The organism is Rivularia sp. PCC 7116 (assembly GCF_000316665.1).
GTDB lineage: Bacteria > Cyanobacteriota > Cyanobacteriia > Cyanobacteriales > Nostocaceae > Rivularia.
In genome coordinates, this window is record NC_019678.1 from 4,697,475 (window position 1) to 4,712,157 (window position 14,683).

A 14,683-nucleotide genomic window follows, 5' to 3' on the forward strand; every position below is an offset into this window, starting at 1 on the left:
TTTTGAGAAATATTTTGATATCGATCTAAATTACACACAAATTACGCATAAGGAGCGTGTCCTTTCATTACCAGTTCGTCTGCTGCTGCACCATAAATTTCTCTAAGTTTGGCATCATCAAGTTCTAATATTTCACCATCAAACATTACTTTACCAGTTCTCAGTGCAATTACGCGGTTGAAATAATTTCGTACTACCTGAATTTGATGCAAGGAAGTTACTACTGTAATTCCGCTTTCTTGATTTAGTTCCACCAGCAACTCCATTACCTTGCGTGAAGATTCAGGATCTAAAGAAGCTATGGGTTCATCTGCAAGAATGATTTTTGCACCTTGTACCAAACACCGGGCGATCGCCACTCTTTGTTGTTGCCCTCCCGATAGCATGGAAGCCCGTTTGTAGGCTTGTTCGAGGATTCCAACTCGTTCGAGTGCTGCGAGTGCTTGCAGTTTTTCTTCTTTGGTAAAAAGATGCAGTAACGAACGAAATGTAGATAATCGCGATAGATTTCCAACCAAGACGTTTTCAATTACAGTTAGACGGTTTACCAAATTGAACTGTTGAAAAATGCAGCCAATCTGACTTCTTAAAAACCTAATTTTTGAATGATTTGTGCCGTCGGTTTGTAAAGCCGTGCCGAAAATATTTATGCTACCGGAATCTCCATTATGCAAACCATTCATATGACGCAATAATGTAGACTTTCCCGAACCAGAAGCACCTACAAGGGATACCATTTCACCCTGAAAAATATTGCAGGAGACATTTTTGAGTGCGGGTTTACCTTTAAAAGTTTTTGACAGATTATTAACTTCGATTGCAAGCGTAGTAGTCATTTATTGAGGTTTATTGGAATTTAACAACATCCAACCTACTGCTTAAACTACCAAATATTTTTGTATTTTCTTCCTCTGCTTCCCCTGCGGTTTTTTTATCTTTAACCTACCGTATAACACAATAATTCAACAGCACACACCCCTCTCGCTTAATAAGGAGAGGGGAAGGGGGTGAGGTTAAGCATGTATTGCTACAAACTAACTAGGGCTTGCTGAATAACACTTTCTCAGCAAACCCTAACTAGCTTCACTTCTTTTCTCTTCATCCAAAGGAATAAAAAAGATAGTCGCCATACCGGGAATAGTTAATAAAGATACCACGATAAAAAACATTGGATAGCCGATAGATTCTTGAATTGTGCCGCTGATTGCACCGGGAAGCATTAAGCCTAATGCCATTAATCCTGTAGAGATGGCAAAGTGAGAAGTTTTATATTCTCCTTTACAAATGTGCATTAAATAAACTGTAAAAGCTGTAAATCCCAAACCGTAACCAAATTGTTCTAAGGAAACTAAAGGATAAACTAACTCTAAGGGTGGTTTATTGTAAGCCATATATACATAAAATAAGTCGGGTAAATTCAACGCTAAAGCCATTGGCAACAAGCATTTTTTCAACCCGTATTTAGAAATTACTAAACCACCTAAGATTCCACCGCTGATTAATGAAATTACTCCAAAAGTTCCATACACCAAACCATATTGCTCCGTACTCAAACCCAAACCACCAGCGGCTGTTTCATCTAATAAAAATAACGTAGCGATTTTTACTAGCATTGCCTCACCCAATCTATAAAGCAAGATAAATGCTAAAATTGCCACGATACCGCGTTGAGCAAAATAAGAACGAACTACTCTTATAAACGGAATCTCATTTCTTGTATTTTCAGACTGGTTTCTATTTTTTAATTCTGGTTGCGGCAGAGTGAAAAAATGAAATACGAAAAGTATTGCAAAAATGACAGACGCTAAACCAAGAGTAATACTCCAACTTAAAGGTATATTCTGGGTTGATTTTTCTAGATTACCTGCAAAATATACTAAAAATCCCGTACTAAATATAATTGCCAGTCGATAACATAAAGTGCGAATACCAACGAAAAAAGCTTGTTTTTCTTCGTTTAATGCCAACATATAAAAACCATCTGTGGCAATATCATAAGTTGCAGAAATAAAAGCTCCAACTAAGAGAATTGCTAAGGATATAGAAAAGAAAGTTGATGTGGGTAGTTGAAAAGAAAAAGCTAAAGCAGCCAAGCACAAGCACATCGCAAACTGCATGGTGAGCAGCCATCTTCTTTTTGTCGAATAAATATCAACTGCCGGTCCCCAAAACATTTTGACAACCCAAGGCAGATTAATAATACTCGTCCAAAAAGCAATTTGAGCGTTATCAATTCCCAAATTTTTATAAAATACCACCGATACCGCATTAATAATCATATACGGCATCCCTTCAGCAAAATAAAGGCTAGGGACGTAGAACCAGGGTGAAGTAGATTTACCTCTCGGTTTATCAGTTTGAATTGTCATAATTGCAATTAACTAATACTAATTTATATGTGTTAGTAAACAAAACTTATGCGATTTTAGTCAGACGTAATATTGTTACAGCTTGTGCCACGAATTTACAAAAAATACAGCGAATGAAATACGGCAAGTCTAAATTACAAAATTCGCTGACTGTAATCAAATTCAGATAATCTTTATAATTTATTACATTAACTACTTAGATGATGATGGTATTGTCTGCATAATTATTTTTTTAAGTCAATCTTTGTTTATACAAGTTATCAGTCAGCAGCGAACAGTTACCAATTGTCACCAATGCCCAATGCCCAATGCCCAATGCCCAATTACCAAATACCTCTTCTCATTCAACTACAAAAAAGAATTAGATTTTTAATGATTCGGTTGAGTTCACGCAAGCTTGTGGCAAAATTTATTAAAGTTTATAGAAGTCCTTGTATTCTTAGAATTTTCCCAGCATGACTACCAACCTTCCAAGCGTTTACGACCCGATTTCCACTGAAGCTAGATGGCAGAAGTTTTGGGAAGAGAAGCTTTTATATAAAGCTGACCCCAACCGCGATGGGGAGCCTTACTCTATTATGATTCCCCCGCCCAATGTAACCGGAAAGTTGCATATGGGGCACGCTTTTGACAATACTTTGATTGATTGTCTCGTGCGCTATCACCGGATGAAGGGATTCAATACGCTTTATCTCCCCGGAACTGACCACGCTAGTATTGCAGTACAAACAATTATTGAGAAGCAGCTTAAAGAAGAAGGTAAGACTCGTTACGAATTGGGACGCGAGAAATTTTTAGAACGTGCTTGGGAATGGAAGGCTCAATCTAAAGGAACTATTGTCGGACAATTACGGCGTTTGGGCGTGTCGGTGGATTGGACGCGAGAACGGTTTACGATGGACAGCGGTTTATCGAAAGCTGTTCTGGAAGCTTTTGTCCGTCTTTATGATGAAGGCAAGATTTATAGAGGAAATTACTTAGTTAACTGGTGTCCGGCTTCTCAATCTGCTGTTTCCGATTTAGAGGTTGACCAGAAGGAAGTTGACGGTAAGCTATGGCATTTCCGCTATCCCCTCACCGACGGTTCCGGCTATGTAGAAGTCGCTACAACCCGCCCGGAAACTATGCTAGGAGATACTGGAGTAGCCGTAAATCCCAGCGACGAACGATACAATAAATTGATTGGTAGAACTTTGACTTTACCAATTATGAACCGTCAAATCCCCATCATTGGCGATGAATTGGTAGACCCGAGTTTCGGTACTGGTTGTGTAAAAGTTACACCGGCTCACGACCCCAACGACTTTGAAATGGGCAAACGCCACGATTTACCGTTTATCAATATTATGAATAAAGACGGTACCTTGAATGAAAATGCTGGAGAATTTCAAGGACAAGATCGGTTTGTTGCAAGAAAGAATGTTATTGCTAAATTAGAAGCCGATGGCGTTTTAGTCAAAATTGAGAATTATAAGCATACAGTTCCCTACAGCGAACGCGGTAAAGTTCCTGTAGAACCCTTGCTTTCAACTCAATGGTTTGTCAAAATTCGTCCGATGGCTGACAAAGCTTTGGAATTTTTCGAGCAGAATTCTCCAGAATTTTATCCCCAACGTTGGGGAAAGGTTTATAAAGATTGGCTGGTAAAGTTAAAAGACTGGGTTATTTCTCGTCAGCTATGGTGGGGACATCAAATTCCGGCTTGGTATGCGATTAGCGAAACTAATGGTGAAATTACCGAGAATACGCCGTTTGTGGTCGCGAAAAGTGAAGAGGAAGCCTGGGAGAAAGCGAAATCGCAGTTTGGTGAAGAAGTTAAATTAGAAAGAGACGCGGACGTTCTCGATACCTGGTTTTCTTCTGGGTTGTGGCCGTTTTCTACCTTGGGTTGGCCTCAAGAAACCGAGGATTTAAAGAAATATTATCCTACCAGCGTTTTGATAACTGGCTTCGATATTATTTTCTTTTGGGTAGCAAGAATGACTATGATGGCTGGTCATTTTACCGAAGAAATGCCGTTTAAAGATGTTTACATCCACGGTTTGTTATTGGATGAAAACGGTAAAAAAATGTCCAAGTCCAAAGGAAATGGTATTGACCCGTTATTATTAATTGATAAATACGGTACCGATGCCCTTCGCTACACCTTGGTTAAAGAAGTTATTGGTGTCGGACAAGATATCCGTTTTGATTACAACCGTAAAACCGATGAATCTCCTTCGGTTGAAGCATCGCGCAACTTTGCCAACAAGTTGTGGAATGCAGCCAGATTCGTAATGATGAATTTGGACGAAGAAACACCGCAGCAATTGGGAGTACCCGAAGCAACAGAATTAAGCGATAAATGGATTTTGTCCCGCTTCCATCAAACTGTTGAAGAAACCAACAGCTACATGGAAAATTATGGCATGGGAGAAGCAGCGAAGGGACTTTATGAATTTATCTGGGGTGATTTTTGTGACTGGTATATCGAATTAGTAAAATCTCGCTTACAGGAAGATGCCGAACCAAAATCGCGAAAAGTTGCACAGCAAACATTAGCTTATGTATTAGAAGGAATTTTAAAACTTCTTAGTCCTTTTATGCCTCATATCACCGAAGAAATTTGGCATACTTTGACTCAACAACCAGAAGATACTGGCGAAAGTTTATCGCTACAAAAATATCCAGAAGCAAATACACAATTAATCGACTCCGAATTAGAGTCAGAATTTGAATTATTAATTGGCACAATCCGCACAATTCGCAACTTAAGAGCAGAAGCAGACGTTAAACCTTCCGTGAAAGTAACCGTTAATTTGCAAAGCGAAAGCGCAAGAGAGCGTCAAATTCTTAATACTGGAGAGCGATTAATTAAAGATTTGGCGAAAGTTGAGAATTTAACCATAGCTGATACCCAAAAGAGCGATACAGTAACTAAGAAGAAATCTCAAACTGCTTTAAAATTGATTTTCTTAGGTTTTCTAACGCTTACCTTAGCTAGAGTTGCTTATACCGTCGCAATTACCGTAGAAAATATTCCTTTCTTTGGAACATTCTTCCAATTTGTCGGTTTTGGTTATTCCTTGTGGTTTATCAGGGTATATTTACTTCCGAGCAAAAAAAGACAAGAATTACGGCAAAGATTCTTTAAACCATCAACTGAAGTAAACCTTCCCGAAGTTGAAACATCCCAACCAGAAGAATTAGGAGAAGTTGCAACCGGTGTAGTCGGTACCGTACAAGTACTGCTTCCCCTCGAAGGTGTAATAGATATGAACGCATTGCGTGGCAAACTAGAGAAAAATCTCAGTAAAATAGAAGCTGAAGTACAATCTTTAACAGGTAGACTAAGTAATTCTAAATTTGTTGATAAAGCACCAGCAGAGGTGGTACAAGGAGCTAGAGATTCTCTAGCAGAAGCCGAAAAACAAGCCGAAATTTTGCGGAGCCGTCTAGAAAGAATTAATTAAAGGAGTTAGGAGTTAGGAATGATTAGTTAGGAGTTATGAGTTAAGGGTTAGGAGTTATAAATAAAATTTTTTGTGGGGAGTAAGATTTTTCTTTAGGGAGCAATATTCTTCGCTAGGAAGCAAGATACTCCCACTACAAAAATTATTGGAATAAACTGCGTATACACCAATCAAACCTAACAAATCAAATATCTAATTCTTAATTCCTAACTCTCAACTCCTAACTCCTAACAACTAACCACTAACCACTAACCACTAACTTTTTAAAATCATGCTTTATTTAGCCAAGGTGCATAAAAATGAATTTTTAGTTCAGTCCGAGTTACGGTTGTTAGCGCGTAGAGAAAACGAAAATATGTGGGTGATGATTCCAGAAGAAGCTGTCATTCTTTTGGGAAAAGGTAAACATTTTACTGAAAATTTGCTCGTATTAGTAGAACTTTCTCCTACAGGTGAAATTGAGATAATAGAAGACGCTACCAGTTGGGTTTTAGAACTAGTTCAGAAATATCTTACCACCGGAATATCCCCAGAATTTTTACGTCAAGAAGCCGAAAGAGCCGAAGGTTGGCGACAAAATTTAACTTTACAAAATCAAGATTTAGCGCGTAGAACTTTAGAATTAGAAGCACGTCGAGAACAAATTCAAGCTTTAGAAGAAGCACTGCAACGCGATAAAAGTGAAAATCATCATCAAGATGAGAATGTTGATAGTTGATTTGATGTTTTTGATATATGTTTGGACGGGCAAGGATGTCCACCCCACAAGATTTTGATGGTTTTTATATTATTAAATAAATTGTAGGGTGTGTTACGGCGCGAATTCATTTAATTCAAGATTTCCATTTAAATCATGCCGTAACGCACCATTTTGTTTAGCGGTTTTCAATTGAGTCCGATACAGAAATAAACCTCACCCCCTTCCCCTCTCCAAGTTAGCGGAGAGGGATGTCCAAAAAATGATTGTAGGGTGTGTTACGGCACGAATGAATTTGATTTAAGATTACTATTTAAATCATGCCGTAACGCACCATTGAATGTCGGTTGAAATGTGTATTGAACAATTACAATGGTGCGTTGCGCTGTCGCGACAACACACCCTACAGATATAATCAAAATTTAATATCAATTTATTTAAAATGGCTGAAAAATTAACTCCACAAAAAGAAGCTTTATTTTTAAATTATTTAGAAAAATGGCGGAAAGTAGCTCTTTCAACCGAGCCAATTAATCGTAATAAAGCAGAATCAGCAATTAAAGCAGCATATAAATTAATTGATTAACCCGAACCACAAATATTCTTTTTTGATGAACTTTGCGTGGTGTGCGATCGCCCTTGTTTACTTACTTTTGACGAAGAGAATAAATTACACGGTGAAGAGAAACCCGCGATTCGATTTGTGGATGGGTATAGCGTTTATGCTTCTCATGGTGTCTTAATTAAATAAACCAAAAAAATAACCCACCTGTGTGGGTTTTGCTTGTATAGCGGCGGTTTCAACCACCAGATATTCTTAATTCCTAACTCCTAACTTCTAGCTTCCCGCTGGTAACTGCTTCCTCTCAACTTCTTCCGTCACCAAAAGTTCTCTTAAAACTCTTGCTGCTGCTTTCTGCGCGACTTGAGAAGCTATTTTTTGTCCTATAGTTTGCACGTTGGGATTGACTGCAAGTTTACTAATTTGCTCAATGGTTTTCGATAAATCAAAATTACCGCCTTGTTGCAGAATTTTGATGATATTTTGAATATGCTCTAATGTTTCTTTTTCTTCACTAGATGCACCAGGAACTTCAGTAATTGCTGTAACACCAACTCTTTCTCTTAATAATTGAGTCAAGTTGTGCATTACGTTTCTACCTAATGCATCTACTCCTTTAAATAACTCATCTACTAACTTGGTACGAATAAAAGCACCACGCTCGGATGCTAAAAATTCTAATCCTTGATTCAATGCATCGCTAGAATCGTAATCTTGAGAATTACGAGCATTTTTCAACAAGTTTTCTAAGCGATTCCAACGAAAACGACCATCTTTAAATAGTAAGTCTTTTAATGAAGCTCTTAATTGTGGTGATGGATCTGTTAATAATCTTTTGGAAACGTAGGGATATGCTTCGCTGAGAACTTTAAAGTTGGGGTCAATATATATTGCTACGCCTTCCAATGTTACCAAAGAACGAATAATCAAAGCGTAATAAGGTGGTACCCGGAACGGATATTCGTACATTAATTCTGATAAATCATCGGTGATGGTTTTAATATTTAAATCCGCAACGGAAGCACCTTGAGCATCGGCGAATACGTTAGCAAATGCTGGAATAATTGGGGTTAAATCAACATCTGGTGTCAAAAAGTCTAATTTAACGTAGTCGGAGGCTAAAGCATCGAAATCGCGGTTAACTACGTGAACAATTGCTTCAATTAAACCATAACGCTGCGGTGGTTGAATCTCGCTCATCATCCCGAAGTCAAGATAAGCTAATTTTCCGTCGTAGGTAGCTAATAAGTTACCTGGATGCGGATCGGCGTGGAAAAATCCATGTTCTAATAATTGACGTAGGGAACACTGAACCCCTACTTCTACTAAATAACGAGCATCTATACCTAAAGCGGCGATTTCGTTTACTTGAGTTAATTTAAGTCCGTTAATCCACTCCATCGTCAATACGCGACGGTTGGTGTATTCCCAGTATATTTTAGGAACGTATACGTCTTTTAAGTGACCGTAAAGCTGGAAGAAACGCTCGGCGTTTTCGCCTTCGTTGACGTAATCCATCTCTTCAAAGATACGCTCGCCTAATTCATCGAGAATACCAACTAAGTCGCTGCGTACTTGCTTGATGGCTTTTTGTCCCCAAGCTGCCAATCGACGTAATATATATAAATCAATGGTTATACGCTCGCGTAAATCTGGGCGTTGAACTTTGATGGCAACTTCTTCACCAGTACTTCTTAACTTGCCTCGATAAACTTGCCCTAAAGAAGCTGCGGCGATTGGATCTGGTGTCATGTCGGTATAAATTTCTTCCGGACGCGCACCAATTTCTTCTTCAATAAACTGATAAGCAAGCTCGTTGGGGAAAGGTGGTAATTTATCCTGTAGCTGAGTAAATTCTTCTAAATATACTGGGGGAACTAAATCTGGTCTTGTGGACAATGCCTGTCCGATTTTAATATATGCTGGCCCCAACCGCGTTAACAATTCTCGCAATTGAACTGCACGACGACGGTCAGTTTTTACCTTTTTACCAAGTTTGCGATCAAACCATACACCCAGAGCAAAACTGACGGCGGGAAATAAAACTGTAAATATCCGCCCCCAAACCTCGAAAGGTCTTTTCTTGTAATGCGCTGCGATTCCTGAAGCATCGTAACGCAAGCCTAAATGTTCGCTTGTTGTCTCTTCTAAGAGGCTAGTTTTTCGGCGCTCTATGGTAGTCGGAAATTCAACGGTAGCAGTATCTACTTTATTATCTGCAAGCACTAGTTTTGTCTCTTGTGGTGTGGTATTAGGAGGAACTGTCTTCATATTCATGAATTTATCGCACGGCAGCCCAAACGTTAAGTATTGTAACAATTGCTTTCATAAGTGTAACCCATCATGTGGATGGGAATTGTAAATTGGTAATTGGGAATAGGGCATTGGGAATTGGGCATTGGGCATTGGGCATTGGGTATGGTTAGTATTTAGAAATAAATAATTATTTCTCCTTGTCGCCTTGTCTCTCCCCATCTCCCCTCTAACTTTTAACCTTTTTTAACCTTTAACCTTTGACCTTTAACCTTTAACCTTTTAAACTAAGCTTGGTACACTTGTTCGTGAGTGATTCTTTTATCTTTATAATTTGGTAGCTATTTGAGGTTGTTTGGGTTCGATTTCCAGTATCTCAAACTGTATAAGTATTCCGCGTCTGCCTTAACGGAGAATAAGTCTTAATGTTGCTCTCCCTTTATATAGAAAATTTTGCGTTAATTGACAAATTAGAATTAGAATTCGGTGCTGGGTTAAATGTACTTACTGGTGAAACCGGTGCTGGTAAGTCGATTATTCTTGATGCTATCGATGCAGTATTGGGTGGCAAAGTCTCTAGTCGGGTAATTCGCACCGGCAGCAATCGAGCCCTGATAGAAGGTACTTTTACTTCTAATTCTGCTTTGGCTGCTTGGTTGACAGAGCAAGAAATTGATTTACTTGACGAAAATTCAGTAGTTATAAGTCGTGAGGTGACTGTAAGTACTAGCAGCGTCCGCAGTCGTTCGCGGGTAAATGGTGTTTTGGTGAACCGTCAGTTAATGAATGGTTTGCGGGAGCGTCTGGTGGAAATCACCGCTCAAGGACAAAATGTATTGGTAGGGCAATCTACACAGGTTCGTAACTGGTTGGATTCCTATGGTGGTGATGCTTTAATTAAGCAGCGTTCGGTTGTTGCTGCTGCTTTTAGTCATTATCATGAAGCACATTTATTATTAGAACGTCGTCGAACTTCGGAACGGGAACGTTTACAAAAACTCGATCTATTAACTTACCAAGCGAAAGAATTAGGAGAGGCGAATCTTAACGAACCCAACGAATTAGAAAAGCTTTTACAAGAACAAGAGCGCCTTAATCATGTTGTTGAATTGCAACAGATGAGTTACAAAGTTTACCAAGATTTATATCAAAGTGATGGTGGAGGTTCCACAGCTACAGACTTGCTGGGCAATAGCGAATCTACTTTGATGAATATGGTAGAGTTCGACACTGAGGAACTGCAACCACTATTAGAATTAATTAGGGATGCTCAATCCGCAGTGACGGAAGTAGCCAGACAAATGAACGCTTACGGAGACGGCTTAGAGGCAGATCCCCAAAGATTGGATGAAGTTGAAGAGCGAATTCGAGAATTAAAGCACATTTGTCGTAAATATGGTCCTTCACTAGCTGAAGTCATCGAACATTACAATGGCATTCAGGAACAGTTGAACGAGCTTAACGATGGTGAAAAATCCATTGAAAGTTTAGAAAAACAAGAGCAAGAATGTTTGGATAAACTAACTGCTGAATGCAGCAAGTTAACTAAATTGCGTAGCGCTACAGCTGCTTTACTGGAAGCGGAAATTATCAGGGAATTAAAACCCCTAGCAATGGATAAAGTGCAATTCAAAGTTGAGATAGCACCAATTTCTCCTACTGCTAGCGGCAGCGATAAAATTAGTTTTCTGTTTAGTCCGAATCCAGGTGAACCGCTGCAACCCTTGTCAGAAACTGCCTCTGGTGGTGAAATGAGCCGTTTCTTACTAGCATTAAAAGCTACATTCTCAGCCTCAGACAGTCCCGGAACAATGGTATTTGACGAAATTGATGTCGGTGTTTCCGGTAGAGTTGCCCAGGCGATCGCCGAGAAATTACATCAATTAAGTTTGCAGCTTCAGGTATTGTGCGTTACTCACCAACCTTTAGTAGCCGCAATGGCTGACCAGCATTTTCATGTAAATAAGCAGGTTATCAATCAACTAAAAGGTAAAAAAGAAAACAACGGTCATGGCGAAGAGCGTACCGTAGTTAGAATTAAACCTCTGGATAACTTAGATAAACGACGGGATGAATTAGCGCAGCTAGCTGGTGGGAAATCAGCCAGCGATGCAGTAGCTTTTGCCGATTCCTTGTTAGCGAAAGCAGCGACTCATCGAGAGGGGAAGGGGAAAGGGAAAGGGAGGAAGAAGAAAACGTAATTAATGTTCTTAAGTCACCTTCAGACTGGAAGTCTGGGGCTACACAAATAAAGCCCGACGACCTGGGCTATAAGAAACTGGGATTTACAGCCCACCTTGCGGTGGGCTTCGCAATCATAGCCCCAGCCTTATAGGCTGAGGGCATTATTTGAAACTATGCCTTACAAAGATTTTAGTATTTCCGAAGTAACACAAAAATTTGATTTAACACTAGTTGGAGATGAATGTTTTCTTCCAGAGGTAGAGCCTGTTTCACCAAGCTCTTATATTGCAGAATATTTAAAAGAAAGTATTCCTTTAGCAATTGCAATGGGTTCTGGGAAAGCGCGTTCCGAACTTATTATCAGTCCGATTTTATTTGAAGTCAGAAAGATTTTGAATAAAGAAATCAGCTTCTTTTCCGGTGAAGAATTCAATGTTGATAAAGATTTAGCATTAACAGGAGTTTGCGATTTTATAGTTAGTCTTTCTCCCGAGCAGCTATTTATTGAAGCACCGGTATTAGTAATTATAGAAGCTAAGAAGGAGAATTTTAAAGATGTTTTAGGACAGTGTATTGCTCAAATGGTTGCTGCACAAAAGTTAAATGCGAAACAAGATGAGTCACTAACTGTTTATGGAAGCGTTACTAATGGCAATTTATGGAGCTTTTTAAAATTAGAAGAAGACATTGTCACTATTGATTTTACCGAATATTCTATTTTGCCAGTGGAAAGGTTGTTAGGTATCTTAGTCTGGATGATGCGCGATGGCTTAGACTGAGATGGATTTTTATAAAATCAAAGAGAACTAATTTTTTCTTGGATTAAGATTTCCATATTTTCATATGAACTATTTCCTTCTACCCATATTTCAATAAGCTCGCTAGCTACTGATGCTGATTCCTGGGAAAGTTCGCAGGCAATTACTATTTCTTCAACAAAATCTTGTGTTGTATCAATAGGACCAAATTTATCCATCCATGCTCCAAAAATGATTTTGTTTTCAGTAGGTTCATGTTGATAAATAGCAATACCTTTTCTACTATCTGGCGATATCAAGCTATACATTGGATTACCATCCAAGAAAATAACGTTCAACCAAACCATCCATCCGTGTGTTATTCCTTGATGTTTGAGAAGAATAGTCTCACATAAATCACGCCAAAAGCTTTCACAAGCTTTATATTCCTCAATACTTGACAAAAAATTCTTATATAAATGATTAACCATATATTGAATTTATGGTGCGTTACTCTCGTAATAACATACCCTACAAAAAACTTCTCTTAAACCTCTTCCCTCTACGCTCTCTGCGCCCTCTGCGGTTTATCATAAAATCCTAAATAGCACAAAAGTAACCCAGCAATGACATCAACCCTCACCAAAAACCCAATTCAAACCGATAAATTACCTGCCGGTGGTACAAATCCAGATCAATTTGATGTATTGGAAGCCTGGTATCCGATTCACTCGAAGAACTTTTAGATAGATATCATTCCCATACCAAACACTGTGGAAGCTGTAGGAAAGCACTTGCGATAATTCAGAAAGGGAGGGTTGCGATCGCAGTTTTGACAGCAGTAATTTGGGCAATGATACCCATAACAACTTTATTACAAACTAGTACAGTAGTTTTGCTATTATCACTTTCTGCGGTATTTCTTTTATTTGGTAGCGCATGGTTTGGTTTGGGGAGATTGAAAAGCTGATGTACCGAGGTGAAGAAGTACCTCCGCGTAATTTACCTAAGAAGTAGAATGTAGAGACGGGGCGCAGTGCTACGTTTCCCAAAAATTACCGCAACAAAGCGAAATGATAAAAAACATCTTTATAATTTCTATAAACTCGGTTTTTTCAAAAAAATCGGGTTTCTTGATGCTTATAAATAAATCATAATGCTATAACTGACGTATCAAATTATATAGCAATCATTTCTTATATTCCCCATTTCCTTTACGCTACCGAAACTTTTTTCTCTTATCTAAATTCTAATTAAATAGCACCATAAAAATCTCTACAATGTCCGAAATATCTCGTAGAAAATTATTAAAACAAGGTACAACCGCTTTTATAAGTCTTTCAACTCTGAGCTTACTTAAATTCCTGGCTGATTCTGTTTCCGCAGCAGAAACAGTTGTCGGTAATTTGGAAACCCAAATTCCCAGATTGATGAGAAATAACCGAATCCCCGGTATTTCTGTAGCAATGATTCGGGATGGGGAATTATTTTGGAATAAAAGCTTTGGAGTTAAACACCAATATAATAAACAACTCGTTACTGACGAAACTATCTTTGCTTGTGCATCCTTGACTAAACCATTGTTTGGTTATGCAGTTTTAAAAATGGCTGAAAGAAAAGAAATTGATTTAGATGCACCTTTAACAAAATACACCGATAAACCTTTAATTTCTGATTCTCGAATTCAAAAAGTAACTGCTCGCAGAGTCTTATCTCATACTACTGGTTTTCCTAATTGGAGCGGTAGCAAACCTGTGTGGTTTAAGAATAATCCGGCAACAAAGTTTGGTTATTCCGGAGAAGGTTTTTTATATTTACAAAGTGTAGTTGAAAAAATTACCGAACAACCTTTAGAAGAGTATTTACAACAGCAAATATTGAAACCTTGGGGAATGAATAGCAGCAGCTTAGTTTGGCAACCCGAATATGCCAATATTGCGAGTTACGGACACAATCGTCAACTTAAACCTAGAGCGATGAGTAAACCAAAAGCAGCGGTATCTGCTGGAAGTTTACGTACTACTGCTGCTGAATATGCTCAATTTCCTATCGCGATGATGAAACCGGGAACAGTTGATAGTAGTTATTTAACCGAAGCAAGTTTACAGCAGATGTTAACTCCGCAAATTAAACTTAGCTATTCCCTTGATTGGGGTTTGGGTTGGGGATTGGAAAAAACGAATAAAGGTAACTTCTTTTGGCATTGGGGAGATTTAGTTACTTTTAAAAGTTTTACCGCAGCTTCCAAAGATTTAAAAACGGGAATTGTAATTTTAACTAACAGTCAAAACGGATTAAAAATCTGCGAAAGAATTGTTAATCAAGCAATCGGTGGAAAGCACCCTGCATTTAAATACTGGATGATTGATTATTAATAAAAATTAAAAACCTCACCCTTACTCCCTCTCCTTATTAAGGAGAGGGAAAAT

Annotated in this window: 11 protein-coding genes; 7 read left to right on the forward strand and 4 right to left on the reverse strand. The window is 38.6% G+C overall.

The annotated features are described in order from the left end of the window. Positions 1–41: 41 nt before the first annotated feature. Positions 42–836 (reverse strand): phosphonate ABC transporter ATP-binding protein, encoded by a 795-nt coding sequence (gene phnC / locus RIV7116_RS18260; protein ID WP_015119784.1) that lies wholly within the window; start codon positions 834–836, stop codon positions 42–44. A gap of 237 nt (positions 837–1,073) precedes the next feature. Further along, positions 1,074–2,369, reverse strand: coding sequence for an MFS transporter (locus RIV7116_RS18265; protein WP_015119785.1), 1,296 nt, complete (start codon positions 2,367–2,369; stop codon positions 1,074–1,076). 455 nt (positions 2,370–2,824) lie between these two features. Between RIV7116_RS18265 and RIV7116_RS18270 the strand changes: the two genes are divergently transcribed. From RIV7116_RS18270 to RIV7116_RS37390, 4 genes are all read left to right on the forward strand, one after another. Then, a complete protein-coding gene (locus tag RIV7116_RS18270) occupies positions 2,825–5,821 on the forward strand; it encodes a valine--tRNA ligase (RefSeq protein ID WP_015119786.1) in 2,997 nt (998 codons plus the stop codon). Between the two features lie 271 nt (positions 5,822–6,092). Then, on the forward strand, positions 6,093–6,539 hold the full coding sequence (locus RIV7116_RS18275) for a hypothetical protein (protein WP_015119787.1): 447 nt from the start codon (positions 6,093–6,095) through the stop codon (positions 6,537–6,539). A 421-nt stretch (positions 6,540–6,960) separates the two neighbouring features. Continuing rightward, complete coding sequence (locus RIV7116_RS35915) at positions 6,961–7,104, forward strand: hypothetical protein (protein ID WP_157229297.1); 144 nt, start codon at positions 6,961–6,963, stop codon at positions 7,102–7,104. A 12-nt stretch (positions 7,105–7,116) separates the two neighbouring features. After that, positions 7,117–7,269, forward strand: coding sequence for a DUF6745 domain-containing protein (locus tag RIV7116_RS37390; RefSeq protein ID WP_371261653.1), 153 nt, complete (start codon positions 7,117–7,119; stop codon positions 7,267–7,269). Positions 7,270–7,356: 87 nt separating this feature from the next. On the opposite strand, the gene RIV7116_RS18280 is transcribed toward RIV7116_RS37390, so the two are convergent. Continuing rightward, positions 7,357–9,357 carry an AarF/ABC1/UbiB kinase family protein gene (locus RIV7116_RS18280; protein WP_015119788.1) on the reverse strand — a complete coding sequence of 667 codons (2,001 nt, stop codon included), beginning with the start codon at positions 9,355–9,357 and terminating at the stop codon, positions 7,357–7,359. A gap of 401 nt (positions 9,358–9,758) precedes the next feature. Here RIV7116_RS18280 and recN point away from each other — a divergent pair, with 401 nt between their 5' ends. Together recN and RIV7116_RS18290 are read left to right on the forward strand one after the other, a co-directional pair. Continuing rightward, the gene (recN, locus tag RIV7116_RS18285; protein WP_015119789.1) at positions 9,759–11,534 is read left to right on the forward strand and encodes a DNA repair protein RecN; all 1,776 of its coding nucleotides are present in this window, start codon (positions 9,759–9,761) and stop codon (positions 11,532–11,534) included. A 156-nt stretch (positions 11,535–11,690) separates the two neighbouring features. Beyond that, positions 11,691–12,296, forward strand: a complete 606-nt coding sequence (locus tag RIV7116_RS18290; RefSeq protein ID WP_015119790.1) for a hypothetical protein — start codon at positions 11,691–11,693, stop codon at positions 12,294–12,296. A gap of 17 nt (positions 12,297–12,313) precedes the next feature. On the opposite strand, the gene RIV7116_RS18295 is transcribed toward RIV7116_RS18290, so the two are convergent. Further along, positions 12,314–12,745 (reverse strand): hypothetical protein, encoded by a 432-nt coding sequence (locus RIV7116_RS18295; protein ID WP_015119791.1) that lies wholly within the window; start codon positions 12,743–12,745, stop codon positions 12,314–12,316. Positions 12,746–13,534: 789 nt separating this feature from the next. On the opposite strand from RIV7116_RS18295, the gene RIV7116_RS18300 reads away from it, so the two are divergent. Continuing rightward, entirely contained in the window at positions 13,535–14,629 is a 1,095-nt protein-coding gene (locus tag RIV7116_RS18300) for a serine hydrolase (RefSeq protein ID WP_015119792.1), read from the forward strand. Positions 14,630–14,683 lie beyond the last annotated feature (54 nt).